This is a genomic window from Bradyrhizobium sp. (genome assembly GCF_016219575.1).
Taxonomy (GTDB): Bacteria; Pseudomonadota; Alphaproteobacteria; order Rhizobiales; family Xanthobacteraceae; genus Bradyrhizobium.
The window spans coordinates 14,640-41,091 of record NZ_JACRMG010000041.1 but is presented as its reverse complement, the minus strand read 5'-3'; the positions used below and the strand labels follow the sequence as shown (position 1 = coordinate 41,091).

The window sequence follows — 26,452 nt, the reverse complement described above, 5'->3', positions numbered from 1 at the left end:
AGCCATGCTTTCGGGCGGGGGACGGCGACAAGGACGCCTTCAAGGCGCCGAGATTTCAGTATCAGTGCAGTGTTGCTGTCGGGTTGGGGGCGAAAATACCGCAGGCCAACCCGGCCTTTATCGAAGGATCGACCCGGATGCGGCTCTTGAAGCGGCAAGCGACATCCCAAGCGATATCCCGCGGCCCGGCGCATGCGGAAATATTTTTCCGTCTGGCGGGCGCCCTGCTCGCGGCAGCCCTGCTGTTCGCCCTCGCCCAAATCGCCCTGACCAGAGCCGCCCATGCCCAAGGCGCGGTGCGCTCGGTGCATGGCGACTGGCAGATCCGCTGCGACACTCCGCCGGGCGCACAGGGCGAACAATGCGCCCTGATCCAGAGCGTGGTGGCCGAGGACCGCTCCAATGCGGGCCTGACCGTGATCGTGCTCAAGACCGCCGACCAGAAGAGCAAGCTGATGCGCGTGGTCGCGCCGCTCGGCGTGCTGCTGCCCTCGGGCCTCGGCCTCAAACTGGATAACCAGGACGTGGGTCGCGCCGGCTTCGTCCGCTGCCTGCCCAATGGCTGCGTCGCCGAAGTCATGATGGACGACAAGCTGCTCGGCCAGCTCAAGGGCGCGAAAACCGCGACCTTCATCATCTTCGAGACCCCCGAAGAGGGTATCGGCTTTCCGCTCAGCCTGAACGGACTGTCGGACGGGTATGACAAGTTGCCGTAGGGAGCCGCCTAATACACTTCAAGGCAGGCTGCATTGTCGTCATTTCCGAACTCGTTGATCAGATCGGCATGGCGCCGAAGCAATGTCGAAATCACGGTTTTCGATTGGTTTCCGGCGCGCAACCAGATCACCTTCGGCGGCGAGCCCAGCAATGCGGCCATTTCAGCGAAATCGGCATCCTGAGAAACGATCGTGAACCCGTTGGCCTTGGCATAATTCCATACGGCGCGGTCGGCGGCTTCAGACAAGCCCAACAGCCTGACGTGGTTCGATCCTGGAAAAAGGTCCGCGATGGACTCGCACAGCTTGAAGCTGAGATTTTCGTCGAACAACAGCTTCATGTCGAGGCAGTGATCAGTCGCCTTTCACGGTCGGCGGCAAATGCCAGGCACGCTCGAATGTCGTCATCGGTCAATTCGGGAAAGTCGGCGAGGATTTGCTCATGCGTTTGGCCCGCGGCGAGCCAACCCAGCACGTCCGCAACCGCAATACGCAGGTGCCGGACACACGGACGTCCGCCGCGCTTGCCCGGCTCGATGGAAATGATGTGCTGGTAGTCCATGGCAAGAATCTACCATCATTCAGGGCTCAGTGCAGCAAGGTTTCGCGGAACGATGCGGGGGCAAGCTGCCAAGAGGCGGCTGTGCGAGCCTTCGATGGCTGTCCCAATCGGAACAACAATCTGCGGCAAAGTCATCATTCTTGCGCGAGCAGCCGGATTCCGCCCCTCGCGGAACTGCCAGGAAGCAACTATCTTGCGTCTCAAGCCCCCCACAACGGACCCTGACTGATGAACCCCACAACCTCCCTGCTCGACCGCGCCAATCTCGATCGCGATGCCGTCCGCCGCGAGGTGGCGCGGCGGCTGGCCGGGGCCGACGATGGCGAACTGTTCCTGGAATATGGGCAGACCGAAGCGCTGATGTTCGACAATGGGCGGCTGAAGCAGGCGACCTATGACACCTCGCAGGGATTTGGCCTGCGCGCGGTGAAGGACGATGCAGTCGGCTATGCGCATTCCTCCGACGTGTCGCTGCCGGCGCTGATCCGCGCGGCGGATGCGGTGGCTGCCGTGCGCGGCGGCTACACGGGTACGTTTGCCGCCGCTCCGGCGCACACCAACGTCAAGCTTTACAGCGACGACAATCCACTGGATGCGCCGGGGTTCGAGGCCAAGGTAAAGCTGCTGGCCGAGATTGACGCCTATGTGCGCGATAAAGACCCGCGGGTGCGGCAGGTGACCGTCAGTCTCGGCGCGACCTGGCAGGTCGTCGAAATCCTGCGGCCCGACGGCGAGGCCTATCGCGACATCCGCCCGCTGGTGCGCGTCAATATTTCCGTTGTCGCGGGACAAGGCGACCGGCAGGAGAGCGGCTCGAAGGGTTATGGCGGGCGCGAGGGCTATGCGCGCTTCATCGAGAGCAGGAACTGGCGTGAGGCCGCCGACGGCGCGCTACGCGAGGCCCTGGTGAATCTGGAATCCGTTCCTGCGCCCGCCGGCGAGATGGACGTGGTGCTCGGCGCCGGCTGGCCCGGCGTGATGCTGCATGAAGCCGTCGGCCACGGGCTCGAGGGCGATTTCAACCGCAAGAAGACTTCCGCTTTTGCCGGCCTGATGGGCCAGCAGGTCGCCGCAAAAGGCGTTACCGTGGTCGATGACGGCACGATGTCCTCGCGGCGCGGTTCGCTTTCCATCGACGACGAGGGCACGCCGACCAGCCGCACCGTGCTGATCGAGGACGGCCGCCTCGTCGGCTACATGCAGGACCGCCAGAACGCGCGGCTGATGAACATGAAGCCGACCGGCAACGGCCGCCGCCAGGGCTATGCCCATGTGCCGATGCCGCGCATGACCAACACCTACATGCTGGCCGGCGACCGCGATCCCGCCGAAATTCTCGCCTCGGTGAAGCACGGCGTGTTCGCCGCCAATTTCGGCGGCGGCCAGGTCGACATCACCTCGGGCAAATACGTGTTCCAGTGCACCGAGGCCTATCGCATCGAGAACGGCAAGCTGGGTGCGCCGCTGAAGGGCGCGATGCTGATCGGCAACGGCCCGACGGATTTGAATCGCATCACCATGATCGGCAACGATCTCGCGCTCGACACCGGCATTGGCACCTGCGGCAAGAACGGCCAGGGCGTACCGGTCGGCGTCGGCCAGCCGACGCTACGCATGGAGCGCATCACCGTGGGAGGTACCGGCTCGTGAGCGACGGCGAAGCATCCAGCGGCAAGGCCTCAACCTGGCGCGGGCAGGTCGCGCAGGTCGCGGCGATCGTGGCCTGCGTGTTCCTCGCCAAGGGCGCGATTGCCGAGCCTTTCTACGTGCCGTCGGGCTCGATGGAGCCGACGCTCCTGATCGGCGACGCGCTGGTCGCCTCGAAATTCCCCTACGGCTATGGCGCGGCCTCGCTGCCGATCCAGATCACGCTGCCGGAGACGGGCCGGCTGTTCGGCGACACGCCCAAGCGCGGCGACGTCGTCGTATTCCGCTGGCCGGGCGACCGCTCGCAGGCCTGGGTCAAGCGTGTCGTGGGGCTGCCCGGCGACCGCGTGCAGATGCGGGCAGGCCAGCTCTTCATCAACAACCATGCCGCCACGCTCAAGCCCGACGGTACCGGCGAGGCCGAGGACGACCGCGGTTTCACCGAGAAAGCCAGCCGCTATATCGAGACGCTGCCGAACGGCGTCGAACACGGGATCTACAAGATTCGCGACAACGGCCGGCTCGACAACACGCCCGAGGTGACGGTGCCGCCGGGCATGCTGTTCGTGCTCGGCGACAACCGGGACAATTCCGCCGACAGCCGCGTTGCGGTGCGCGACGGCGGCGTCGGGCTGTTGCCGATCGACAATCTGATCGGCCGTGCGGACGCCGTGGTCGGCTCCTGGGACATGGGCATGCGCAGCCAGCCGGTGTGGACCTGGCTCGCCGGTTTTCGCGTCGACCGGTTCTTTACGTCCGTGCGCTGATAGTTCCTCAAGGTGAAGGCGTAGGTTGGGTGGGCAAAGCGAAGCGTGCCCACCGCCGAGAGCACGCTTGCGAAGGTGGGCACGGCGCAAGAGCGCCTCTGCCCACCCTACAGTTTCTTCGACGGATATTTCATGACCTCCGACGAATTCATCGCCGCCGCGCTGCGCAACCCCGCCAACAAGATCATTGTCGACGAGCTGTTTCACCTCGCATTGCCGGATGCGTGGCTGGTGTCCGGTTGCCTCGTGCAGACGGTGTGGAACGTTGAGACCGGTCGTGCAGTCGATTACGGGATCGCCGATTACGACGTGTTCTATTTCGACCGCGACACGTCGTGGGAGGCCGAGGACGACGTGATCCGCCGATTGAACGCGGCGTTCCGAAAGCTCCGCGTGAAAATCGAGGCGCGCAACCAGGCGCGCGTGCACCTCTGGTATCCGGACAAGCATGGCCTGCCCTACCCGCCGCTGACCTGCTCGACCGGCGGCATCGACCGGTTCCTGACCAGGAATACGCGGATCGGGCTGCGGCGGACGCGCGAGGGCTACGACGTGTATGCGCCCGACGGATTCGACGATGCCGCCAACCTCATCGTGCGGCCGAATCCGGGACCGAATTTTTCGGCGGATAACTATGCGGTGAAAGCGGCGCGCTGGAAGGCGCTGTGGCCGGAGGTGACGGTATTAGCGGCGGACGCATGATCGCGCCACACCGTCATTGCGAGCGAAGCGAAGCAATCCAGCTTCCCGCTTGCCGTACCATGGATTGCTTCGTCGCTTCGCTCCTCGCAATGACTGCAATCTCACCCCGCGACGCTACCTCACCACGCCCGACGTGAACCCCGCCTTCCTCCGCGGCGGCTTGATGTCCTTCTTCAGGAAGCACTGCGCGTCCTTGCCGGCATAGCCGGGGCGCGCGTAGGTCCAGGCGCGGCACTTGTTGTCGGCGGTGCAGGCGGCCTTGCAGGCGTCATCGCCATCGGCGGCGTTGAGCTGGAAATTCCTGTAGTCGCCGCCAAAGCGGTCGATCGAGGTCTCGACCGCATCGTTACGAGGTTCGACCACGCCGGCGCCGCGCACGCCGGAGACGCAGCAATTGTCCTGCTGGCGCGGCGGCACGCTGCTCTTCAGCCAGCACACCGCGCCGCTGGCGGTGTCGGTCGGATAGGCGAAGGTCCAGGCGCGACAGCGGCGGTCGCGCTCGCAGACCAGCGCGCAATCGGCAGGATCGCCCGACATGACCGGCACGCTCGTATAGTCGCCGCCGGGCCGGTCGAAATTGGCCTGGGCCAGCGCAGGCCGCGCCGGAAGGACGGCCGCCCAAAGGGCGAGCGCAACCAACCACGCCCCGAACAGGCGGCCCATCCGCATCACGTCACTGCTTTCGAATTCTCATCGGCCCGCAAGCACGCATTGCGGGATGCCTCATTTGAACGCGCGCAACCTGTACGGCCGATGAACGCGGTTCAAACTCCTGATCTAGAAAGCATATTCCCGGTAGGCGGGTTCCACCGATCCCTTCCAGGAGCCGTTGAATTTCTCCAGCATCTCCTCGGCCGGCGTGCGGCCGCAATCGATGGTGCGATCCAGCGGTTCCAGATGACGGCTCTCGTCGCGCCCGAGATGGTCGATATGGCCGCGCCGGCGCAGGCCCTCATGCGCGAGCTTGACGCATTCCCTGGCGATCTCGAACAGATAGCGGTCCCTGATCCGCGCCTTGAAGCCGAAGCGCGGCACGTCATCGCGCAGCGCCTGCCGCTCATGCGCGCTCCAGTGCTTGGCGAGGTCCCAGGCCGCATCGAGGCTGACCTCGTCATAGAGCAGGCCGACCCAGAACGCCGGCAGCGCCGGCAGCCGCTCCCACGGCACGCCGTCGGCGCCGCGCATCTCGAGATAGCGCTTCAGCCGCACCTCCGGGAATATCGTCGAGAGGTGGTTGGCCCAGTCCGACAGCGTCGGCCGCTCGCCGGGCAGCTTGGGATTTTTCCCTGCGAAGAAATCGCGGAACGAGGAGCCGGAGACGTCGATATAGTCGTCGCCGCGCTTGACGAAATACATGGGCACGTCCAGCGCATAGTCGACCCAGCGCTCGAACCCCATGCCGTCCTCGAACGCCCAGGGAATCATGCCGGCGCGTGCGTTGTCGGTGTCGCGCCAGATTTCCGAGCGGAAGGAGAGGAAGCCGTTCGGCCTGCCCTCGGTGAAGGGCGAATTGGCGAACAAGGCGGTCGCCACCGGCTGCAGCGCGACCGAAACCCTGAGCTTCTTGACCATGTCGGCTTCGGAAGAGAAGTCGAGATTGGTCTGCACCGTGCAGGTCCGGTACATCATGTCGATGCCGTATTGGCCGACCTTCGGCATGTAGCTGGTCATTATGTTGTAGCGGCCCTTGGGCATCACCGGGATCTGCGCCCGCGACCAGGACGGCGTCATGCCGAGCCCGAGGAAACCGATGCCCAGGGGTGCAGCGACCTCGCGGACCTGGGCCAGATGCGCCATCAATTCGGCCTGCGTCTGGTGCACGGTCTCGACGGGGGCGCCAGACAATTCGAACTGGCCGCCGGGCTCCAGCGAAATGGCACCGCCGCCGGTGACGTCATAGAGGCCGATGATGTTGCCGCGCTCCATGATCGGCTCCCAGCCGAGCAGGAGCTTCATGCCCTCGAGCAGCGCGCCGATGCCTTTTGAGCCTTCATACGGCACGGGGCGGTGGCCTTCGAGCGTGAACGGCGTCTTCTCGTGCTCGGTGCCGAGGCGGAATTCCGATTTCGGCTTCACGCCGGCGGAGAGCCACGCGACGAGTTCGTCGCGCGACGTCAGCGGCGTCATATCGATCTGGTCACGCGCCATGGAAATTCCGGATCAAGGGCGCTGCGATCGAACGCGCGCGGGTGGCAGGGCATCCGCTGACCCCGGGGGCAGCGGAGGTAACGGGACAAGGCGATGTCATCGGGCGGGTGCGCCCTCTTTGGCGGCGGAAGCCGCCTTCACTTCGCCGCAGGAACAGCCCAGCCGGTCGAGCAGGCCGCAAAGCTTCAGCGCATCGGCATCGCTCAGTTTCGAGCCGACATGTTTCTCGATCGCGGCGGAATAGGCGCCCCACATCTTCTTCTGCAGATCGCGCCCGGTCTCGGTGATCTCGACGAACTGGCCGCGCTTGTCCATCTTGCATTCGCGGCGCACGGCAAGCCCCTCGTCGACCAGCCGGTCGATCAGGCGCGAGGTGGAGTATTGCGGGATCAGCATCTGCTTCTCGAGTTCCACCGGGCGCATCTCGCCGGTTGGCGCGCGCGACAATTCCAGCAGCGCGTCATACCAGGCGAGCGGCGGGAAGCCGCCCTTCTTCAGATCCTGCTCGACGGCGTCCAGCACCCGGCTCTGCACCCGCATCAGGCGGATCCAGGCGGCGGTCGCCTCGGTCGATGGCTTGCGTTTCATGACTGACCCATCCGTATCACAAGGAAGTGTAGCCTACTAAATGCAGCTGCATCAATCTTGACTATTCCATGCACATGCATTTAGTCACTCCCGCCGCCCATTACCAATAAGCCAAGGGAAGGAAAACCCGATGAAACTTTATTATTCGCCCGGCGCCTGCTCGCTGTCGCCCCATATCGCGCTGCTGGAGGCAGGCCTTCCCCATGAGCTGGTCAAGGTCGACCTGCGCGCCAAGAAGCTGGAAAACGGCGACGACTATCTGAAGGTCAACCCGAAGGGCCAGGTGCCGGCGCTGCAGCTCGACAGCGGCGAGCTCGTCACCGAGGGGCCGGTCATCGTGCAGATGATCGCCGACAAGGCCGGCAAGGACCTGGCGCCCGCTCGCGACAGCGCCGAGCGCTACAAGCTGCTCGAATGGCTGAATTTCATCACCGCCGAGCTGCACAAGAATTTCGGCCCGATGTTCTCGCCGGTGCTGGCCGACGACGCGAAAGCCTTCTTCAAGGACCGCGTGATGGGCAAGTTCAAGTATCTCGACAGCCAGCTTGCCGGGCGCGACTTCCTGATGGGCAAGCAGTTCACCGTCGCCGACGGCTATCTCTTCACCATGCTGAGCTGGGCCGAGCGGATGAAGTTCGACCTCTCGGCCATGCCGCACCTCCTCGCCTACAAGGCCCGCGTTGCCGCGCGCCCGAAGGTGCAGGAAGCGCTGACCAGGGAAGGGCTGACGAAGGCGGCGTGAGACGCGGCACTCACAAAAGCAAAGGGGCCGGATCGATGATCCGGCCCCTTTTTTCCGTCATTCCGGGGCGGCTCGCAGAGCCGAACCCGGAAGCTCGAGATTCCCCGATGCGCAATTGCGCATCTGTGGTCTGGTGCTAACGCACCATCCCGGAATGACAGCGGTACCTACTCCGCCGCCTGCGCGGTGGGCTGCTTCTTCGGCGGGAAGCGGCCGTAGAAGGTCTCGCCCTTGGCGGCCATCTCCACCAGCAGTTTCGGCGGGGTGAAGCGCGAGCCGTATTTGGCTTCGAACTTGTGGCAGAGCTCGACGAACTTCTTGGTGCCCATGAAGTCGATATAGGACAGCGTGCCGCCGGTGAACGGCGCGAAGCCGAAGCCGAGGATCGAGCCGACATCCGCCTCGCGCATGTCGGTGATGACGTTGTCCTCGACGGTGCGGGCGGCTTCCACCGCCTGCACCACCAGGAAGCGCTGCTTCAGCTCTTCGACACTGAGCGTATCGGGGTCGAGCTTCTTCGGCTGCAGGCCGGCGAGACCCGGCCACAGGCTCTTCTGGCCCTTGCCCTTCTCGGGATAGTCGTAGAATCCCTTGCCGTTCTTGCGGCCGAGACGGTTCTGCTTCTCCACCAGCTCAATCATCAGCTTCTTCTGATCGGGGTTGACGGCGTTGGGGCCGAGGTCCGCTTCGGTCGCCTTGATCACCTTGAGCCCGAGGTCGAGGGCGACTTCATCCGACAGCGAGAGCGGGCCGACCGGCATGCCGGCCATCTTGGCGCAGTTCTCGATCATCGCCGGCGGCACACCTTCGAGGAACATCTCGTTGCCTTCGGCGATGTAGCGGCCGACGCAGCGGTTGGCGTAGAAACCGCGGGAGTCGTTGACCACGATCGGCGTCTTGCCGATGACGCGGACATAGTCGAGCGCGGCGGCGAGCGCCGGGTCGGCGGTGTTCTTGCCGAGGATGATCTCGACCAGCATCATCTTGTCGACCGGCGAGAAGAAGTGGATGCCGATGAAGCGGCCCTGGTCCTTGAAAGTTTCGGCGAGCGAGGTGATCGGCAGGGTCGAGGTGTTGGAGGCGAAGATCACGTCGGGCTTCAGGTATTGTTGCGCCTTGGCAAAGGTGTCCGCCTTGACCTTGCGGTCCTCGAACACGGCCTCGATGACGAGGTCGCAGTCTTTCAACGCGGCATAATCGGCGGTCGCCGTGATCCGCGACATGATCTTGTCGCCTTCTTCCGGCTTGGCGCGGCCCTTGGCGATCAGGCCGTCGATCACGCTCTTGGCGTGGGCCTTGCCCTTGTCGGCGCTCTCCTGGTCGCGGTCGATCAGCACCACGTCGAGGCCGGCGCGGGCCGAGACGTAGCCGACGCCGGCGCCCATGAAGCCGGCGCCGATCACGGCGAGCTTCTTGATCTTCGTCGGCGGCACATTGGCCGGACGGCGCGCGCCCTTGTTCAGCTCCTGCATCGACAGGAACAGGGAGCGGATCATCGCCGCCGCTTCCTTGGAACGCAGCACTTCCGTGAAGTAGCGCGACTCAACGCGCAGTGCTGCGTCGATCGGCAACTGCAGGCCCTCATAGACGCAGCTCATGATGGCGCGCGCGGCCGGATAATTGTCGTAGGTCTCGCGGCGGTAGATCGCGTTGCCCGCCGGGAACATCTGCATGCCGGCCTTGGAGAACACGGGGCCGCCGGGAAGCTTGAAGCCCTTCTCGTCCCAGGGCGCGACAGCCTTGCCGCCGCCCTTGATCCAGTCCTTGGCGGCCTTGATCATGTCGGCGGCCGGCACGATGGCGTGAATGAGATTGAGCGCCTTGGCCCTGGCGAGATTGACCGCCTCGCCCTTCAACAGCAGCTGCATCGCATCCTGCGGCGGCACGATGCGCGGCACGCGCTGGGTGCCGCCGGCGCCGGGGAACAGGCCGACCTTGATCTCGGGCAGCCCCAGCCGCGTCTTGGGATTTTCCGCGGCGACGCGGTAGTGGCAGGACAGCGTGATCTCGAAACCGCCGCCGAGCGCGAGGCCATTGATCGCGGCGGCCCACGGCTTGCCGGAAGTCTCGATGGAGCGGAACACCTGCGAGAAGCGGCGGCTCTGCTCGAACAGCACCTGGTTGGCGGCGACCTCGCCCTTCTCCTTCAGGAGCTGCGTATAGGTGCGGCTCATGCCCTCCAGCATGGTGAGGTCAGCGCCGGCGCAGAACGCTTCCTTGCTGGAAGTGATGACGACGCCCTTGATGGCCGCGTCTTCCGTTGTCTGCTTGACGATCGCCTCGATCTCGTTGATCGAGGTCTCGTCCAGCACGTTCATGGAACGGCCGGGAATGTCCCAGGTGACGAGCGCGATGCCGTCGGCGTCAGTCTCGAACTTGAAATTCTTGTAAGCCATGTGGTGCTCCCTCGATGCCGGCTGCCAAGCGGCGCGGCGGTGATCCTGTGATCTCGTAGGGTGGGTTAGCGAAGCGTAACCCACCGCCTTGTTCGCCGTATCATGGTGGGTTACGCCTTCGGCTAACCCACCCTACGGCCCCTACACGCGCTCGATGATGGTGGCGGTGCCCATGCCGCCGCCGATGCACAGCGTCACCAGCGCCGTCGACTTGTTGGTGCGCTCGAGCTCGTCGAGCACGGTACCCAGGATCATTGCGCCGGTGGCGCCGAGCGGATGGCCGAGCGCGATGGCGCCGCCATTGACGTTGATCTTGGCGTTGTCGATGTCGAAGGCCTGGATGTAGCGCAGCACCACCGATGCAAACGCCTCGTTCAGCTCGAACAGGTCGATGTCCGACTTCTTCATGCCCGAGCGCTCGAACAGCTTTTCGGTGACGTCGACCGGACCGGTCAGCATCATGGCGGGCTCCGAGCCGATATTGGCGAAGGCGCGGATTTTCGCACGGGCCTTGAGGCCGTGCTTGCTGCCTGCTTCCTTGCTGCCGAGCAGCACAGCTCCCGCGCCGTCGACGATGCCCGACGAATTGCCGGCGTGATGCACGTAATTGACCTTCTCGATCTCGGGATGCGACTGCGTTGCTACGGAGTCGAAGCCGGCCATCGCGGCCATCGCCGCAAAGGACGGCTGCAACTGCGCCAGCGACTGCATGGTCGTGGTCGGGCGCATGTGCTCATCCTTGGCGAGGATGGTGAGTCCGTTGAAATCCTTCACCGGCACCACGGATTTGTTGAAGCGGCCTTCGTCCCAGGCTTTCGCAGCCCGCTGCTGGCTCTGCACGGCGTAGGCGTCGACGTCGTCGCGCGAGAAGCCGTATTTGGTGGCGATCAGGTCGGCCGAAATGCCCTGCGGCATGAAATAGGCCGGCACCGCCATCGAGGGGTCCATCGGCCAGGCGCCGCCGGAGGCGCCGATGCCGACGCGGCTCATCGACTCCGCGCCGCCGCCGATCACGAGTTCATGCTGGCCGCTCATGATCTGGGCGGCCGCGAAATTCACGGCATCGAGGCCGGAGGCGCAGAAGCGGCTGATCTGCACGCCGGGCACGGCTTCGCCGAGGCCGGACTTCAACGCGGCAAAGCGCGCGATGTCGCTTCCGGCCTCGCCGACAGGATCGACCACGCCGAGGATGACGTCGTCGACGACGTCTTCCTTCAGATTGTTGCGCTCCTTCAGCGCCTGCAGCGGCACGGTGGCGAGCGCCAGCGCGGTGACCTCGTGCAGCGAGCCGTCGGCCTTGCCGCGGCCGCGCGGCGTGCGGACGTGATCGTAGATGTATGCCTCAGGCATGGCGCCCTCCTTATATGATGATCGTAATCTATAGCGGTTTTTGGCCGGGAAGCGAAGGGTTTCAGAACGCTTCCGCCGCCAGTTCCATCGTGGTGGCGCAGCCGGTCTGGATGCGCGCGAGGTGTACGGAGGTTTCCGGCAGCATCCGTTCCATGAAGAACTTGCCGGTAACGAGCTTGGTGTTGAGGTAGGGCGTAGCGCCGGAAGCGGCGATCTTGTCGCTCGCCACCTTGGCCATCCGCGCCCACATGTAGCCGAACACGACGAGGCCGAACAATTCCATGTAGTCGGTCGCCGCAGCGCCCGCATTGTCGGGCTTGGCCAGCGCATTCTGCATCAGCCAACCGGTGGCCTGCTGCAGATGGCCGAGCGCATTGGAGAGCGGCGCGACATAGGGCTTCATCGCCTCGTTGCCGCCATTCTCCTTCGCGAACGCGGTAACTTCGGCGAAGAACGCCATGATAGCGCGGCCGCCGTCCCGCGGCAGCTTGCGGCCGACGAGGTCGAGCGCCTGGATGCCGTTGGCGCCTTCATAGATCATGGCAATGCGCGCATCGCGCACGAACTGCTCCATGCCCTGTTCGGCGATGTAGCCATGGCCGCCATACATCTGCTGCGCCTGCACGGTGTTGGCAAACCCGGATCCGGTCATCACGCCCTTCATCACGGGCGTCATCAAGCCCATGTGATCGTCGGCCTCCTGGCGATCCTTGGGATCGCTAGAGCGATGCGCGACGTCGCTCTTCAGCGCCGTCCACACCACCATGGCGCGCGCCGCCTCGTTGAAGGCGCGGATGGTGAGTAGCGTGCGGCGCACGTCGGGATGCACGATGATGGGATCGGCCGGCTTGTCCGGCGCCTTGGTGCCGGAGATCGAGCGACCCTGCAGGCGTTCGCGCGCATAATTGACCGCGTTCTGATAGGCGACTTCGGACTGCGCGAGGCCTTGCACGGCGACGCCGAGGCGAGCCTCGTTCATCATCACGAACATGCCCTGCATGCCCTTGTTCTCTTCGCCGATCAGCCAGCCGGTGGCGTTGTCGTAGTTCATCACGCAGGTGGAATTGCCGTGGATGCCCATCTTGTGCTCGATCGAGCCGCAGGACACGCCGTTGCGTGCGCCGAGCGAACCATCGGCATTGACCAGTACCTTCGGCACCACGAACAGCGACACGCCCTTGATGCCGGCGGGCGCGCCTTCGATGCGGGCGAGCACGAGGTGGATGATGTTCTCGGTCATGTCGTGTTCGCCGGCCGAGATGAAGATCTTGGTGCCGGTGATCTTGTAGCTGCCGTCGGCCTGCTTGACCGCCTTTGTGCGCAACAGGCCGAGATCCGTGCCGCATTGTGGCTCGGTGAGATTCATGGTGCCGGTCCACTCGCCCGCCACCATCTTCGGCACGAACATCTTCTTCTGTTCGGGCTTGCCATGCACCAGCAGCGCGGCGGTCGCGCCCATGGTCAGGCCGCCATACATCGAAAACGCCATGTTGGCTGCGCTCTGGAATTCGGTGACCACCTGGCTCAGCGTAACCGGAAGCCCCTGCCCGCCATATTCAGCGGGCGCGGAAAGGCCGAGCCAGCCGCCTTCGGCGACCTGCTTGAAGGCTTCCTTGAATCCCTTCGGGGTGGTGACGCTGCCGTCGTCATTGCGCTTGCAGCCCTGGAGATCGCCGACGCGATTGAGCGGCTGCAGCACTTCCTCGCTGAGCTTCGCCGCTTCGCCGAGGATCGCCTCGCGCACGTCGGCGGAGGCGTCGGTGAAGCCCGGCAGATTGTCGTAACGGTCGATCTGGAACACGTCGTTGAGCAGGAAGCTCACATCTTCCACAGGGGCTTTGTAGATTGGCATCGCGTCCTCTCCGCTAGTGGCGGGTTATGTGGGGGAAACTTTTGCGGCCCAACAAATCGCGGTCCAGGCACCGACCTTATCTTGTTCCTGACATCCGAGACAGCCGCGCCGCATCGATTTGCGGGACTAATCGCCTCACTGCATCGCCAATTGTTCACCCATCAGCCGGTGCAGCAGATTCATGGCCTTCAGCGGACGCACCATCACCTTGAAGTGAACGATGCGGCCGTCGTCTGAGAATTTGATGATGTCGACGCCGTTGATGGTGATGCCGTCGATCTCGGTGGCGAATTCCAGCACACAGCTATTATCGCCGCGCCATTCGCCTAGATATCTGAAGCTGTCGCCGTTCAGCACCTTGATGGCGCTCGACAGGTATTTGAAGGTGATGTCGGCGCCGCGCTGCGGGGTGTGGACCACGGGGCTTTCGAACACCACGTCGGGGTGGAGCATGTCCTTCAGTTCCGCCCGGTCATGCGACTTGATGAAACGGTACCATCGCTCGAGGCCGGGCAAGCTCATCGGACGTCTCCTCTCGCATGAAGCCGCGATTTGCACTGGCGCCGGCTTCCAGCCGCGCCATATCGAGCATCGGGCCGATCGGCGGTTCAATTCCGCGCCGCCCCTTATGCACATTGACGCATATGCACCTTTGTGCATAAGGTGTCAAGGAACAGATGCAGCCTTGCTCCAAAATGGCTTGCCCGAAAATGGAGGGTCCGCGCGTGGCGCTGGGTGACGCGATCCTTGCGTGCCTGACCGAACGGCCGATGACGGGCTACGAGCTCGCCAAGACCTTCGACACCTCGATCGGCTTCTTCTGGAAGGCCGACCACCAGCAAATCTATCGCGAGCTCTCCAAACTGCGCGACCGCGGCCATGTCCAGGCGCGCGAGGTGGTGCAGACCGGCAAACCCAACAAGCTGGTCTATACCCTGACACCCGAGGGCCGCTCGGCGCTGAAGCAATGGGCGTCGCGGCCGAGCCGGCCGGCCTCGATCAAGGACGACCTGCTGGTGCGGATGTTTGCACTCGAAGCGGTCGACCTCGATGCCCTGCGCGCCGACATCATGGCCCGGCTGGAACACCATCGCGACCGGCAGGCCCGCTACGAGCGGATCCTGGCCAAGCGCTTTCCCGACGGCACCGCCGCTCACGCCGATCTCGGCAAGCTGCTCAATCTCCGCCTCGGCGTGCGCCATGAACGGGCGGTGGTGGAATGGTGCGAGGAAGCCCTCGAAGCGCTGTCGAGCGGAGCCGCCGCCCCCAACGTCACGCCGGTCGGCGAGGTCCCCCTGGAGGGCAAGGGCTGAGGCGGCGCGGGAATCGCGTTTCGAAGGCGGGGCAGCCACCCAGCGTAACTTTACGGCCGCGGCGCCGCATTCCTTAACCCGATATTTACCCTACCGGGAAAAAGTCAGGTTCTGAGGCAGACGGCCCGCGCCGAATTCGATTGTCTTCCGATTGGGACGCGCGGGGCGGCTGTGGCGCAAGTGTGGCGCCGGAGTCGGAACCGGACGAGATCATGAATTCGCGCGTATCGTGGAGTGTCGACGGCATCGATCCATCCGTGCGCGAGAGGGCCGAGGCGGCCGCGCGCCGCGCCGGCATGTCGCTCAACGACTGGCTCAATGCCAATCTCGGCGGCGCTCCCCCGGATTTCCGCAACAGCCAAGAACCGCCGCAGGCGGCTTACAGCCAGCAGCACCGCGCCGTCGACGACATCCATCAGCGGCTCGACTCGATCACCCGCCAGATCGAACAGATTTCAAAACCCCGCAGCGAGGCGCCCCGCGCCAGTGACAGCGCCCCACGCGGCGAGCCCGCGGTGGCACGGCAACTGAACGACGCGATCTCCCGCCTCGACGCCCGGCTGTCGCAGATTTCCAATCCGCAACCTGCCCGCCAGGCGCAAATGCAGGACCGACAGCGCCAGAGCGAGATGGTCGAGCGCGCCGCCAAGGAGGTCTATCGCAACTCGCCGCCGCTGAGCCCGTCGTCGTTCGACTCCGCGATTGCGGAAATCGCCGCCCGCCAGAACGAGCTCGACGAGCCGCCGTCCCCGCGCCAGATGTCGCCGCGCCATGCGCCGCCGATGGCGCCGCAGGCACATTATGCGCCGCAGCCTCAATTCGCCCCGCAGCAGCCGTTCGCCCCGCCGTCCTATCCGCCGCAACAATCCTTTGCGCCGCCGATGGCCCCAGCCCCGCAGCCGGTTCCCCCGCCGCCGGGCCCGGATTTCTCGTCGCTGGAACGGCACCTGTTCAAGATCACCAGCCAGATCGAGGCGCTGCAGCGGCCGGATCATATCGAGCAGTCGATCGCCGCCTTCCGCAACGAGCTGGCCGAAATCCGTCACGCCATCACCGAGGCGATGCCGCGGCGCGCGATCGAGTCGATCGAGAACGAAATCCGCTCGCTGACCCGCCGCATCGACGACACCCGCAGCAGCGGCATCGACAGCCAGGCGCTGGCCGGCATCGAACACGCACTCGCCGAAATCCGCGAGGTGCTGTTCTCACTGAAACCCGCCGAGCAGCTCGCGGGCTACGACGAGGCGATCCGCAACCTGCACGCCAAGCTCGACCTGATCCTGCGCACCAACGACGATCCGTCGACGGTGCATCAGCTCGAAGGCGCGATCGCCGCCTTGCGCTCGATCGTCTCCAACGTCGCCTCCAACGACGCGCTGGCCCGGCTGTCCGACGACGTGCACACGCTGTCGGCCAAGGTCGACCAGCTCGCCCACTCCGCCGGCCACAGCGATGCACTCGCCCTGCTCGATCAGCGCATTGCCGCGCTGACTTCGACCATCGAGAGTCGCGAGCAGCAGCGCCCGGTCGAGAGCAACAGCAACGAATATCTCGAAAGTGCGATCCGTTCGCTGTCCGAGCGCATCGACCGCATGCCGGTCGGCAATGACAATGCCTCGGCGTTCGCGCATCTCGAGCAACGCGTGTCGTATCTGCTGGAGCGCGTCGAGGCCGCAACCGAGCAGCGCGGCGCAAGCAACAATCTGAGCCGCGTCGAGGACGCGCTGCAGGACATCCTGCGCCATCTCGAAACCCAGCACAGCAATCTCGCGGCGATTGCCGACAACAGCCGGCAGTCTTTCGCGCCGCCGCAGCCGCAGATGGATCCGGGCATCTTCGATGCGGTGAAGCGCGAACTGTCCGACATCCGCTTCAGCCAGTCGGAGACCGACCGCCGCACCCAGGATACGCTGGAGGCGGTGCACTCCACGCTCGGCCATGTCGTCGATCGCCTCTCGATGATCGAAGGCGACCTGCGCAATGTGCGCGCTGCGCCCGTCGCGCCGACGCCCGAACCGGCTCCGCCCCCGCCGGCTCCGCCTGCGCCCGCCTTCGTTGCGCCGGAGCCCGAGGCGCCGCGGTTGACCCTGCCGCCGATGCCAAGGCCGGAATTGCCCAACCCGGCCGCGATCCAGGCGCCGTTCGCCGCGCCCGCCCCGCAGGAACAATTCGTCGCCGCGCCGCGCGAATTCGGCGCCGCCGAGCCCGCGGCGCCAATGCCGCCCGCAATGCCGGCGACGCCGCGCGCGATCAGCGAAATCCTCGTGCCGCACACCGCGTCGCGCCCGGCGATCGAGCCCGACCTGCCGCCGGATCATCCGCTGGAGCCCGGCACCCGTCCGGCGCCGCGCTCGACGCCGTCGGAGCGCATTGCCGCGTCCGAAAGCGCGCTGAGCGAAATCCCGGCGGCTGCCGTCCCCAAGGAGCCGGTGAGCACGTCGAGCTTCATCGCCGCCGCCCGCCGCGCCGCCCAGGCTGCCGCCGCCAACGCGCCGACCGACAAGCGCACGGCGAAGGCCGCCGCCAAGCCGGCTCTTGCCGCGAAAGCCAAGGACAAGCCGAAGGACAAGGAAAAGCCGGCTGCCGGCACCGAAGGCTCGAGCATCACCGCGAAGATCCGTTCGCTGCTGGTCGGCGCGAGCGTGGTGGTGATCGTGCTCGGCACCTTCAAGATGGCGATGAACCTGCTCGATACCAGTTCGGCGCCGCCGATGCCGGCATTGGAAGAGCCGGCAAGCTCGCTCTCGCCAGCCGACAAGAGTGCGGCCCCGGCCGCAGCGCCCGTCCCCGCCGCGCCCTCGATCACCTCGCCGATGCCGCTCGGCCGGCAGTCGAACAATTCCTCCGCGCCGAACATGCTCGACGGCTCGCAGATCACCATCACCCAGGGCGCATCTGCGCCGGTCGCCGCGCCGATCGGCGCCAACGAGATCACCGGCTCGATCCCGCCGGCTGCTGCGCCGAAGGGCGGCCGCCCCGGCCTGGTGCAGGTGCCGCCGACCGAGCAGTTGCCGGAAGCAGTTGGTGGACCCGTGCTGCGTAACGCTGCGCTGAGGGGCGATGCGTCTGCGGCATATGAGATCGGCGTGCGCTTCGCAGAAGGCAAAGGCGTGCCGGTCAACCTCGACGAGGCCGCGAAATGGTACGATCGCGCGGCCAATGCCGGCGTGGTGCCGGCGATCTTCCGGCTCGGCACCTTCTACGAGAAGGGCATGGCGGTGAAGAAGGACGTCGACATCGCCAGGCGCTACTACATGCAGGCCGCCGAGCGCGGCAATGCCAAGGCGATGCATAATCTCGCCGTGCTCGACGCCGACGGCGGCGGCAAGGGCGCCAACTACAAGGGCGCGGCGCTGTGGTTCCGCAAGGCGGCCGATCGCGGCGTCGCCGACAGCCAGTACAATCTCGGCATCCTCTATGCCCGCGGCATCGGCGTCGACCAGAACCTCGCCGAATCCTTCAAGTGGTTCAGCCTGGCGGCCGCGCAGGGCGACGCCGACTCCGGCCGCAAGCGCGACGACATCGCCAAGCGCCTCGACCCGCAGTCGCTGGCCGCGGCAAAACTCGCGATCCAGACCTTCACCGCCGAACCGCAGCCCGACGATGCAATCAACGTGGCGGCACCGGCCGGCGGCTGGGATCACGCCGCGACCCAGGCCAGCGCCGCCAAGCCGGCGGCAAAGCCCGCCCGCCGCGCCGCGCCGGTCGCCGCCTCGCATTAAATTAACGTCACACTGCGATGCCGACGGTGCCGCAGGGGTGAACCTTCCCGACAATACTCCCTACATAGAGCGGGGCCGGCTCTCGCCGGCCGCAACCGCCGAGAGGTATTCGTGGACGACCGCAAGCAGCGAAACAGTGGCTTGCCAGTGCCGCCGGCGCGGGGGCCCTGGGACAAGCCCGCGCCTGCTCCGCCCCGCGAATTCGAGCAGGAAGACTCTTCGCATGGCGCGGGTGCGCTCGGCTTCCTGCGCCGTCACCTGATGTCCGTCGTCATCTTCCTGCTGCTCACTTCCGGCGTCCTCATCCAGGCCTGGCGTGACCTGTCGCGGCCGGATGCCTGGGATTACTGGAAGGACCTCTACTCCACGCCGAGCATGACCTCGTCGCTGGCAGACAATGTCGAGCTCGACGGCCGGCGCCGCGCTGCGCTGGTGCTGCGCGGCAAGATCGGCCCGGCCGCCGCCAGCTGGTTCCGCGAGCGGCTCGACGAGGCCAGGCTCAAGCCCGGCGATCTCGTGCTGCTCTCTTCGCCCGGCGGCGACCTCAGCCAGTCCGTGATCATGGGCGAAATCATCCGTGCCCGCGGGCTCGTCACCGCCGTCGGGACCATCGATGGGGCAGGACAGGTCCGGCCCGGCTCCTGCGCCAGCGCCTGCGTCTTCGTCTATGCCGGCGGCACCGAGCGCTTCGACATCGGCGGCTCGCGGCTCGGGGTCCACCGCTTCACGACGCGCGGTGGCGGCAGCGGCGATCCCGTCGCCGACACCCAGCGGGTGACCGGGCTTGTGCTGAGCTATTTGAAACGGATGGGGGTGTCGGCCTCGCTGGTGGAGGCGATGTCGGCGACATCGGATATCCGCTGGCTGGACTCGCGGGAGGCGGCCGCGATGAACCTTGTCACCGCGCAGAGCCGCGGACCGCGCGGCTAGCTTACCCATTTCGCCCCGCGGCAATTTCACAATCCCGGCACCCACGGCCGGTCCGAGGCAAATTATTGCCAATCCACGGATTCTCTAGTCCCGCCCGCCACCAAATTCGGTTATGCAGGGGCACGGCAATGGTCCGTGCGCGCTCCCCGCGCGCGTATTCTTAGGATTCTCCTGCCGGCAGATGCCCGACCGACAACCTCGTCGCGGGGGGCTCCGGCCGCCCCCGCGGCCCCAATAAGAAGCGACCGCGCGTGCAGCTTTTCCTCCCCATCGCCGACATTCCGGTCAATGTCTTCCTGATCCTGGCGATGGGCGCGGCGGTCGGATTCGTGTCCGGCATGTTCGGCATCGGCGGCGGCTTCCTGATGACGCCGCTGCTGATCTTCGTCGGCATTTCGCCGGCGGTCGCGGTCGCCTCGGTATCGAGCCACATCGCGGCGTCCTCGATGTCGGGCGCGATCTCCTACTGGCGGCGGCGCTCCATCGACCCGGCGCTCGCCGCGGTACTCTTGACCGGCGGCAGTATCGGCACGGCCATGGGGGTGTGGACCTTCACCTGGCTGCGTTCGCTCGGCCAGCTCGATCTCCTGATCGCGCTCTCCTACGTCATCCTGCTGACGAGCGTCGGCGGGCTGATGTTCTGGGAGGGCCTGCGCGCGATGCTGCGCGCCAGCCGGGGCAACCCGGTGCCGATGCGCCGCTCGGGCAGCCATAGCTGGGTGCACGGCCTGCCGCTGAAGATGCGCTTCAAGCGCTCCAAGATCTATCTGTCGGTCATTCCGGTGGTCGCGATCGGGCTCCTGATCGGCTTCCTCGGCGCCATCATGGGCATCGGCGGCGGCTTCATCCTGGTGCCGCTGATGATCTATCTGCTGCGCGTGCCGACCTCGACCGTGATCGGCACCTCGATGGTGCTCACCCTCGTCACCATGCTGTTTGCCACCATGCTGCATGCGGTGACCAATCACCTCGTCGACGCCGTGCTGGCGCTGATCCTGATGGTGGGCGGCGTCACCGGCGCGCAGTTCGGCGCCCGCGCGGGGCAGAAGATCCGCGGCGAACATCTGCGCCTGCTGCTTGGCCTGCTCGTGCTTGCGGTCGGCGTCCGCTTCGCCTTCGAGCTCGGCATCAAGCCGGCCGAGCTGTTCACCGTCCGGGAAACCGGAGGCGCCACATGAAGGCACGCGCGCTCGTGATACCGGGCCTGGCGCTGGTGGCGGCCACCATGGCCGCGGCGCCGGCGCACGCCGAGAAGCTGATCGTTTCGGTTTCCAACCACCGCGTCACCGTGACGCCGAACTATTCCGGCGAGGAACTGGTGCTGTTCGGCTCGGTGGAAAAGGACGCGACCACGCCGCCGAACCGGACTTACGATCTCGTCGTCACCATCGCCGGACCGCGCGCCGACATGGTGACGAGGCGCAAGGAGCGCAAGTTCGGCATCTGGATCAACACCGACTCCCGCCAGTTCCTGCAGGTGCCGTCGTATCTGGCGATCTTCTCCAACCGTCCGATCGACGCCATCGCCTCCCCGGAAGTGCAGCGGCGGCAGCAGCTCGGCATGAACAATGTCGTGCTGACCCAGCGCGTCGGCACCGATTATGCCGACGTCGTGCCGAACGATCCGTTCCGTTCCGCCTTCGTGCGGCTGCGCTCGCAGCACGGGCTCTATCGCGAGTCGAGCTCGGCGGTGACGTTCCTGACGCCGACACTGTTCCGCAACGGCATTCCACTGCCGGCCGAGGTGCCGATCGGCACCTACAACGTCGACATCAAGCTGTTTGCCGATGGGCAATTGGTGACGCGCACCGAGACCGCGTTCGAGATCGTCAAGGTCGGCTTCGAGCAGTTCGTCGCCACCTCCTCGCGGCAGAACGGCTTTGCCTACGGCCTCGCCACCGTGATGATGGCGCTTATGACCGGCTGGATGGCGTCGATCGTGTTCCGGAAGGATTAGCCAAACCACCCCACCGCCATCGCCGCGACGCTCGCGGTCATCGCGGCCGTCGAGAGCCAGCCGAGCCACAGAAGCGGCCCGCCGATCGCGAAATGGCCCATCACGTTCCTGTGGCGGGCCATCAGCATCAGCAGCACCATCACGGGCACGGCGAGCACGCCATTGATGACAGCGCTCCAGTACAACGCCGAGATCGGATTGATCGGCGTGAAGTTGAGCGCGATCCCGACTCCGCCGGACAATGCCAACACGGCATAGAAGGCAGCCGCCTCCTTCGGCTTGCGCGCCAGCCCTACCGGCCAGCGCCGGCCTTCACCGACGGCATAGGCCGTCGCTCCCGCCAGCACGGGAATTGCGAGCAGGCCGGTGCCGACGATGCCGAGCGCAAAAATCCATTCGGCGAGCGAGCCGGCGATCGGGCGCAGCGCCTCGGCGGCCTGTGCCGAGCTCTCGATGTCGGTCCTGCCCGACGCGTGCAGCGTGGCGGCGGCGGTGACGATGATCGACAGCGCAATCAGGTTGGAGAACGCCATGCCGACGACGGTATCGGCGCGAATGCGGGAAAATTCCTGCCGCGCGCCGTAATGCTTCTCGATCAACGGACGCTTGGTCGCGTCGACGCGCTGGTCCTCGGCTTCCTGCGAGGCCTGCCAGAAGAACAGGTAGGGCGAGATGGTGGTACCGAGGATGGCGACGATGGTCGTGAAGTAGTTCGCATTCCAGCCGATCTGCGGAAGAAGGGCGCCGCTGAGCGCCTCCTTCCATGACACATGCGCAAAGGCGAGCGCGGCGACATAGGCGAACAGCGACAGCGTCAGCCATTTCAGCACCGCGACATAGCGCTTGTAGTCGAGAAATATCTGCGCCGCGACCGAGACGACGCCGTAGAGCACGACATAGACAATGGCGTGCCCGCCGACGAGCAGCTTCGTCGCATCCGCCATTGCGCCAAGATCGGCGCCGATGTTGATGGTGTTGGCGACGAACAGCAGCGTCACCACGAAGTTGAGCAGCCATGCCGGGTAATGCCGGCTGACATTACCCGAGATGCCGTGGCCGGTGACGCGGCCGACGCGCGCGGAAATCTCCTGGATCGCCGCCATCAACGGAAAGGTCAGCAGCATGGTCCAGCCGATGCCGTAGCCGAGCTGCGCGCCGGCCTGGCTGTAGGTGCCGATGCCGGAGGGGTCGTCATCGGAGGCGCCGGTAATCAGGCCCGGTCCTAGCGATTTGAAAGTGGCGCGAAAGCTGCGAGGCTCGCGCGGCTTCTGGGCCGGCTCTTCCCCGCCGTGCTGCTTGTGCGCGATGTGCTCGGGTTTCGGATGGTGTGCCATGCCTCTGATCCAGCCGCCTCGATAACGAGTTGCGACGAAGCCAGTTCCCGGCGAGGGTTATTCAGTAGCAGCGCGACGCGACGATGGCGTGCAGCCTGTTGTCGCCGAGCACATGCGCCGTGAAATCCGGCGCGCCGAAGATTTTCGTGAAGGCCTGGTCGCGGATGCTGAGGCCGCCGGCATAGGCGCCGAAGGCCGGCATCACGGCGCGCGCGCCGTCCGAAGCAAAACAGCGGCGCTCGGTGACGCGGGCGCGGGTGGCGACGCGGGCCTTGGGATGCAGGTGGCCGGCGATCTCGCCGAACGAGCCTGTCGGCTCGTGGCGGAAGGCGATCGGTCCGATGCAGACCTCGCTGGCGATCGCGCCGCCGAGGTCGGAGGGCAGCGCCGGATCGTGATTGCCTGATATCCAGATCCAGTCGCGGTCGGACTGCATCGCCGCGATGGCGTCGCGGTCGGGTGACGACAGACGCTCATGGGCGTCGCGGTCATGAAAGCTGTCGCCGAGCGCGACCACGATGCGAGGATCGTGGCGGGAGATGACGGCAGCCAGGCGCGACAGCGTGGCGGCGGTGTCGTAGGGCGGCAGCAGCACGCCGCGGGCGGCGAAGCTCGAGCCCTTTTCCAGGTGCAGGTCGGAGACGACGAGCAGGCGTTGCGCTTCCCAATAGAGCGCGCCGGAGAGATCGGCGATGAGCGAGACGCCGGCGACGTCAATGTCACTCGCGACCGGAACAGAAAGTGCAACATTCTTCGTCATGGCCGGGCATAGCCGTCTGAAGGACGGCGTCGCTTCCGCTCGCCTATGCCCGGCCATCCACGTTCTTGTCGCGGCAGGAAAGGCGTGGATGCCCGGGTCAGGCCCGGGCATGACGGTGTGGGGACAGTCGCGCACAACACTTGCATTCTAGGTCATCGCTTCCCGCACCAGCTCATCGGCGGCTTCCGCCAGGAGCTCGTCGGCCGCTTCGCCGTAGACGGATTCGCGGCCGATTTCCAGCATCACGGGCACCGCCAGCGGCGAGACGTGATCGAGTTCCCGGTGGGTGATTCGTCCCTGGATTCGCGCGAGCATATCACCCAATCGCTTGAGGTCGAGCAGGCCGGTGGCGGCGTCGGCGCGGGCGGCACGCAGCAGCAAATGGTCGGCCTGGTGCTTGCGCAGCACGTCATAGACGAGGTCGGTCGAGAACAGCACCTGGCGGCGGCTCTTCTCCTCGCCGGTGAAGCGGCGCGGGATCAGACCGGAGATCAGCGCACAGTTGCGGAAGGTGCGCTTCATCAGCGCGGACTCGGCGAGCCACGCCTCGAGATCGTCGCCGAGCATGTCGGGCGCAAAGAGGCTTGCGAAATCGATCCCGCCGTGGCGCACCAGGTGCGAGATGTCGCCGAGGCCCCAGATGGCGAGCGCATATTCGTTGGCGACGAAACCGAGCGGCCGGGCGCGGGCGCGCTCCAGCCGGCGCGTCAGCAGCATGCCTAGGGTCTGGTGGGCGAGCCGACCCTCGAAGGGATAGCAGACCATGTAGTGCTTGCCGCCGCGCGGAAACGTCTCGATCAGGAGTTCGCGCACGGCCGGCACGCGGGAAAAGCTCTTCTGCAGCGACAGCCAGTCGCGCACCTGTTCCGGCAGCGCGTTCCACTGGCGGCGATCGTCCAGCAGCTTGCGTACGCGCTCGGCGAGATAGGTCGAGAGCGGAAACTTGCCGCCCATATAGGACGGCACCTTGGCATCCCGGTCGTTGGAACGGGAGACATAGACCTGGTCCTCGACCAGCGCCTCGTAGCGCACGATCTCGCCGCCGAACACGAATGTGTCGCCGGGAACGAGGCCCTCGATGAAATATTCCTCGATCTCGCCGAGGATGCGGCCGCCGCGCAACAGCGCGCCGGTGGAGCCGGTGCCAGCGCCGCGCGAGCGCACCAGCTTCACCTTCAGCATCGCCTCCTCGACAATGGTACCGACATTGAGGCGATAGCTCTGGCGCACGCGCGGGTTGGCGACGCGCCATCTGCCCTGCTTGTCCTGCTTGATGCGGGCAAAACGCTCATAGGTCTTCAGCGCATAGCCGCCGGTGGCGACGAAATCGACGACGTCGTCGAAATCGGCGCGCGCAAGACCCGCATACATCGCCGAGGTGACGATTTCGGCATAGAGCTCGTCGGCCAGGAACGGCTCGCCGCAGGCGCAGCCCAGCACGTGCTGCGCCAGCACGTCGAGCCCGCCGGTGCGAAGCGGCGGCGTGTCCTGCGCATTCTCGGCGATGGCATCGATGGCGACCGCGCATTCCAGCACCTCGAACCGGTTGGCCGGGATCAGCACGGCGCGCGATGGCTCATCAAGGCGGTGATTGGCGCGGCCGATCCGCTGCATCAGCCGCGAGGCGCCCTTGGGTGCGCCGACATTGATGACGAGATCGATGTCGCCCCAGTCGATGCCGAGGTCGAGCGAGGAGGTGCAGACCACGCCGCGCAGCTTGCCTGCGGCCATGGCGTCCTCGACCTTGCGGCGCTGGGCGACGTCGAGCGAACCGTGATGCAGGGCGATGGCAAGGCCATCGTCGTTCATGCGCCAGAAGTCCTGGAACAGCATTTCGGCCTGGCTGCGGGTGTTGACGAAGACCAGCGTGGTCTTGTTGCGCTTGATCAGCTCGTACATTTCGCCAAGCGCATGGCGCGCGGTGTGGCCCGCCCAGGGCAGCCGCTCCTTGGTATCCAGCATCTCCACGATCGGCGCCGCAGCGCCGCCGGCAACGACGATGTCGGCGGATGTTGGCTTGCCCTCATGCTGCGGCATCAGGAAGCGCGCGAGCTGTTCGGGCTCGGCGACCGTGGCGGACAGACCGATGGCGCGCAGTTCCGGCGCAATGCGCCAGAGGCGCGCCAGCCCAAGCGAGAGCAGATCGCCGCGCTTGGAGGTGACCAGCGCATGCAGCTCGTCGAGCACGATCCGCCTGAGCGAGGAGAACAGATAGGGCGCATCGTCGGACGCAAGCAGCAGCGCGAGTTGCTCGGGCGTGGTCAGCAGGATATCCGGCGGATAGCGCCGCTGGCGCTGGCGCCGCGACACCGGCGTGTCGCCGGTGCGTGTCTCGACCTTGATGGGCAGGTCCATCTCGGCGATCGGCGTTTCCAGGTTGCGCGCGATATCGACCGCGAGCGCCTTCAGCGGCGAGATATAGAGCGTGTGCAGGCCTCCCGTGCGCTTCACGCCGCGGCCGGTGGAGATGAAGGAAGCACGCTGGTCGGGCTCCCTCCCCCTGAAAGGGGGAGGGTTGGGGTGGGGGTCAGCCGCTTGCTCCGTGCCCGCAGCAGACCCCCACCCGTCGCGCGGCGCGCGCCGACCTCCCCCTTTCAGGGGGAGGTTTTCGGAGAGCTCGACCAGCGTCGGCAGAAATCCGGCGAGCGTCTTGCCGGCGCCGGTGGGGGCGATCAGCAGCGCCGAGCGGTTGTCGCGGGCCTTGCCAAGCAGCGCGAGCTGATGCTCGCGCGGCGACCAGCCGCGCGCGGCGAACCATTTCCAGAAACGGTCCGGCAACAGCGCAGCCGTCACGGGAGGCGCTGGGGGCGTGTAAGAGAAGAGATCGGGCGACGGCACGCGCCAAGAGGTAAGCCGTCCGGCCGGGTTCGTCGAGGGTCCCATCGCCTCTCCCCGCCCGCGGGGAGAGGCCGGATCGCATGACAATGCGATCCGGGTGAGGGGGGCTTCCGCGAATCTCTGCTACT

22 protein-coding genes are annotated in these 26,452 nt (G+C 65.9%); 10 read left to right on the top strand and 12 right to left on the bottom strand.

The window, feature by feature from the left end:
- Nucleotides 1–137: 137 nt before the first annotated feature.
- Nucleotides 138–716 carry an invasion associated locus B family protein gene (locus HZB49_RS29750; protein WP_291617717.1) on the top strand — a complete coding sequence of 193 codons (579 nt, stop codon included), beginning with the start codon at nt 138–140 and terminating at the stop codon, nt 714–716.
- A gap of 8 nt (nt 717–724) precedes the next feature.
- On the opposite strand, the gene HZB49_RS29745 is transcribed toward HZB49_RS29750, so the two are convergent.
- Both HZB49_RS29745 and HZB49_RS29740 read right to left on the bottom strand, forming a co-directional pair.
- Entirely contained in the window at nt 725–1,057 is a 333-nt protein-coding gene (locus HZB49_RS29745) for a DUF5615 family PIN-like protein (protein WP_291617716.1), read from the bottom strand.
- The gene (locus tag HZB49_RS29740; protein WP_291617715.1) at nt 1,054–1,278 is read right to left on the bottom strand and encodes a DUF433 domain-containing protein; all 225 of its coding nucleotides are present in this window, start codon (nt 1,276–1,278) and stop codon (nt 1,054–1,056) included. The genes HZB49_RS29745 and HZB49_RS29740 overlap by 4 nt, the downstream gene beginning before the upstream one ends.
- 225 nt (nt 1,279–1,503) lie before the next feature.
- Between HZB49_RS29740 and tldD the strand changes: the two genes are divergently transcribed.
- The 3 genes from tldD (at nt 1,504) to HZB49_RS29725 (ending at nt 4,394) form a co-directional block, all read left to right on the top strand.
- Complete coding sequence (gene tldD / locus HZB49_RS29735) at nt 1,504–2,928, top strand: metalloprotease TldD (RefSeq protein WP_291617740.1); 1,425 nt, start codon at nt 1,504–1,506, stop codon at nt 2,926–2,928.
- A complete protein-coding gene (gene lepB, locus HZB49_RS29730) occupies nt 2,925–3,692 on the top strand; it encodes a signal peptidase I (RefSeq protein WP_291617714.1) in 768 nt (255 codons plus the stop codon). Before tldD ends, lepB begins: the two co-directional genes overlap by 4 nt.
- A 132-nt stretch (nt 3,693–3,824) precedes the next feature.
- On the top strand, nt 3,825–4,394 hold the full coding sequence (locus HZB49_RS29725) for a nucleotidyltransferase family protein (RefSeq protein WP_291617713.1): 570 nt from the start codon (nt 3,825–3,827) through the stop codon (nt 4,392–4,394).
- A gap of 114 nt (nt 4,395–4,508) precedes the next feature.
- Here the strand turns inward: HZB49_RS29725 and HZB49_RS29720 are convergent, their stop codons facing one another.
- The 3 genes from HZB49_RS29720 to HZB49_RS29710 all read right to left on the bottom strand — a co-directional run bounded on the left by HZB49_RS29720 (nt 4,509) and on the right by HZB49_RS29710 (nt 7,130).
- The gene (locus HZB49_RS29720) at nt 4,509–5,063 is read right to left on the bottom strand and encodes a PAN domain-containing protein (protein ID WP_291617712.1); all 555 of its coding nucleotides are present in this window, start codon (nt 5,061–5,063) and stop codon (nt 4,509–4,511) included.
- 108 nt (nt 5,064–5,171) lie between these two features.
- The gene (locus HZB49_RS29715; RefSeq protein WP_291617711.1) at nt 5,172–6,542 is read right to left on the bottom strand and encodes a glutamate--cysteine ligase; all 1,371 of its coding nucleotides are present in this window, start codon (nt 6,540–6,542) and stop codon (nt 5,172–5,174) included.
- Nucleotides 6,543–6,638: 96 nt separating this feature from the next.
- Nucleotides 6,639–7,130 (bottom strand): helix-turn-helix domain-containing protein, encoded by a 492-nt coding sequence (locus HZB49_RS29710; protein WP_291617710.1) that lies wholly within the window; start codon nt 7,128–7,130, stop codon nt 6,639–6,641.
- Nucleotides 7,131–7,260: 130 nt separating this feature from the next.
- Between HZB49_RS29710 and gstA the strand changes: the two genes are divergently transcribed.
- Entirely contained in the window at nt 7,261–7,872 is a 612-nt protein-coding gene (gene gstA, locus HZB49_RS29705; RefSeq protein WP_291617709.1) for a glutathione transferase GstA, read from the top strand.
- 167 nt (nt 7,873–8,039) lie between these two features.
- Here the strand turns inward: gstA and HZB49_RS29700 are convergent, their stop codons facing one another.
- The 4 genes from HZB49_RS29700 to HZB49_RS29685 form a co-directional block, all read right to left on the bottom strand.
- Nucleotides 8,040–10,268, bottom strand: coding sequence for a 3-hydroxyacyl-CoA dehydrogenase NAD-binding domain-containing protein (locus HZB49_RS29700; RefSeq protein ID WP_291617708.1), 2,229 nt, complete (start codon nt 10,266–10,268; stop codon nt 8,040–8,042).
- A gap of 141 nt (nt 10,269–10,409) precedes the next feature.
- Complete coding sequence (locus HZB49_RS29695) at nt 10,410–11,618, bottom strand: acetyl-CoA C-acetyltransferase (RefSeq protein WP_291617707.1); 1,209 nt, start codon at nt 11,616–11,618, stop codon at nt 10,410–10,412.
- A gap of 61 nt (nt 11,619–11,679) precedes the next feature.
- Complete coding sequence (locus tag HZB49_RS29690; protein WP_291617706.1) at nt 11,680–13,470, bottom strand: acyl-CoA dehydrogenase C-terminal domain-containing protein; 1,791 nt, start codon at nt 13,468–13,470, stop codon at nt 11,680–11,682.
- A gap of 135 nt (nt 13,471–13,605) precedes the next feature.
- Complete coding sequence (locus HZB49_RS29685) at nt 13,606–13,992, bottom strand: nuclear transport factor 2 family protein (protein ID WP_291617705.1); 387 nt, start codon at nt 13,990–13,992, stop codon at nt 13,606–13,608.
- 203 nt (nt 13,993–14,195) lie between these two features.
- Here HZB49_RS29685 and HZB49_RS29680 point away from each other — a divergent pair, with 203 nt between their 5' ends.
- From HZB49_RS29680 to HZB49_RS29660, 5 genes are all read left to right on the top strand, one after another.
- Nucleotides 14,196–14,783, top strand: coding sequence for a PadR family transcriptional regulator (locus tag HZB49_RS29680; protein ID WP_291617704.1), 588 nt, complete (start codon nt 14,196–14,198; stop codon nt 14,781–14,783).
- Between the two features lie 212 nt (nt 14,784–14,995).
- Nucleotides 14,996–18,505: a hypothetical protein gene (locus HZB49_RS29675; RefSeq protein ID WP_291617703.1), complete on the top strand. Its 3,510-nt coding sequence runs from the start codon at nt 14,996–14,998 to the stop codon at nt 18,503–18,505.
- 261 nt (nt 18,506–18,766) lie between these two features.
- Nucleotides 18,767–19,435: a hypothetical protein gene (locus HZB49_RS29670; protein WP_291617739.1), complete on the top strand. Its 669-nt coding sequence runs from the start codon at nt 18,767–18,769 to the stop codon at nt 19,433–19,435.
- A gap of 251 nt (nt 19,436–19,686) precedes the next feature.
- Nucleotides 19,687–20,613 (top strand): sulfite exporter TauE/SafE family protein, encoded by a 927-nt coding sequence (locus HZB49_RS29665; RefSeq protein WP_291617702.1) that lies wholly within the window; start codon nt 19,687–19,689, stop codon nt 20,611–20,613.
- Entirely contained in the window at nt 20,610–21,392 is a 783-nt protein-coding gene (locus HZB49_RS29660; protein WP_291617701.1) for a TIGR02186 family protein, read from the top strand. Before HZB49_RS29665 ends, HZB49_RS29660 begins: the two co-directional genes overlap by 4 nt.
- Here HZB49_RS29660 and HZB49_RS29655 read toward each other — a convergent pair.
- The 3 genes from HZB49_RS29655 to HZB49_RS29645 form a co-directional block, all read right to left on the bottom strand.
- Nucleotides 21,389–22,726 carry a divalent metal cation transporter gene (locus HZB49_RS29655; RefSeq protein WP_291617700.1) on the bottom strand — a complete coding sequence of 446 codons (1,338 nt, stop codon included), beginning with the start codon at nt 22,724–22,726 and terminating at the stop codon, nt 21,389–21,391. The two genes, HZB49_RS29660 and HZB49_RS29655, sit on opposite strands and share 4 nt — an antisense overlap.
- 61 nt (nt 22,727–22,787) lie before the next feature.
- Complete coding sequence (gene pdeM / locus HZB49_RS29650; protein ID WP_291617699.1) at nt 22,788–23,486, bottom strand: ligase-associated DNA damage response endonuclease PdeM; 699 nt, start codon at nt 23,484–23,486, stop codon at nt 22,788–22,790.
- 147 nt (nt 23,487–23,633) lie between these two features.
- Nucleotides 23,634–26,369 carry a ligase-associated DNA damage response DEXH box helicase gene (locus HZB49_RS29645; RefSeq protein WP_291617698.1) on the bottom strand — a complete coding sequence of 912 codons (2,736 nt, stop codon included), beginning with the start codon at nt 26,367–26,369 and terminating at the stop codon, nt 23,634–23,636.
- Between the last annotated feature and the right edge of the window lie 83 nt (nt 26,370–26,452).

Excerpts from the sequence above, each read along its gene's own strand:
- HZB49_RS29710 (WP_291617710.1), bottom strand. The coding sequence starts at position 7,130 with ATGAAACGCAAGCCATCGACCGAGGCGACCGCCGCCTGGATCCGCCTG.
- gstA (WP_291617709.1), top strand. The coding sequence starts at position 7,261 with ATGAAACTTTATTATTCGCCCGGCGCCTGCTCGCTGTCGCCCCATATC.
- pdeM (WP_291617699.1), bottom strand. The coding sequence starts at position 23,486 with ATGACGAAGAATGTTGCACTTTCTGTTCCGGTCGCGAGTGACATTGAC.
- HZB49_RS29740 (WP_291617715.1), bottom strand. The coding sequence starts at position 1,278 with ATGGACTACCAGCACATCATTTCCATCGAGCCGGGCAAGCGCGGCGGA.
- HZB49_RS29685 (WP_291617705.1), bottom strand. The coding sequence starts at position 13,992 with ATGAGCTTGCCCGGCCTCGAGCGATGGTACCGTTTCATCAAGTCGCAT.
- HZB49_RS29675 (WP_291617703.1), top strand. The coding sequence starts at position 14,996 with ATGAATTCGCGCGTATCGTGGAGTGTCGACGGCATCGATCCATCCGTG.
- HZB49_RS29695 (WP_291617707.1), bottom strand. The coding sequence starts at position 11,618 with ATGCCTGAGGCATACATCTACGATCACGTCCGCACGCCGCGCGGCCGC.
- HZB49_RS29725 (WP_291617713.1), top strand. The coding sequence starts at position 3,825 with ATGACCTCCGACGAATTCATCGCCGCCGCGCTGCGCAACCCCGCCAAC.
- HZB49_RS29745 (WP_291617716.1), bottom strand. The coding sequence starts at position 1,057 with ATGAAGCTGTTGTTCGACGAAAATCTCAGCTTCAAGCTGTGCGAGTCC.
- HZB49_RS29700 (WP_291617708.1), bottom strand. The coding sequence starts at position 10,268 with ATGGCTTACAAGAATTTCAAGTTCGAGACTGACGCCGACGGCATCGCG.
- HZB49_RS29660 (WP_291617701.1), top strand. The coding sequence starts at position 20,610 with ATGAAGGCACGCGCGCTCGTGATACCGGGCCTGGCGCTGGTGGCGGCC.
- HZB49_RS29645 (WP_291617698.1), bottom strand. The coding sequence starts at position 26,369 with ATGGGACCCTCGACGAACCCGGCCGGACGGCTTACCTCTTGGCGCGTG.
- HZB49_RS29720 (WP_291617712.1), bottom strand. The coding sequence starts at position 5,063 with ATGCGGATGGGCCGCCTGTTCGGGGCGTGGTTGGTTGCGCTCGCCCTT.
- HZB49_RS29715 (WP_291617711.1), bottom strand. The coding sequence starts at position 6,542 with ATGGCGCGTGACCAGATCGATATGACGCCGCTGACGTCGCGCGACGAA.
- HZB49_RS29690 (WP_291617706.1), bottom strand. The coding sequence starts at position 13,470 with ATGCCAATCTACAAAGCCCCTGTGGAAGATGTGAGCTTCCTGCTCAAC.
- HZB49_RS29670 (WP_291617739.1), top strand. The coding sequence starts at position 18,767 with ATGTCCGTCGTCATCTTCCTGCTGCTCACTTCCGGCGTCCTCATCCAG.
- HZB49_RS29655 (WP_291617700.1), bottom strand. The coding sequence starts at position 22,726 with ATGGCACACCATCCGAAACCCGAGCACATCGCGCACAAGCAGCACGGC.
- HZB49_RS29750 (WP_291617717.1), top strand. The coding sequence starts at position 138 with ATGCGGCTCTTGAAGCGGCAAGCGACATCCCAAGCGATATCCCGCGGC.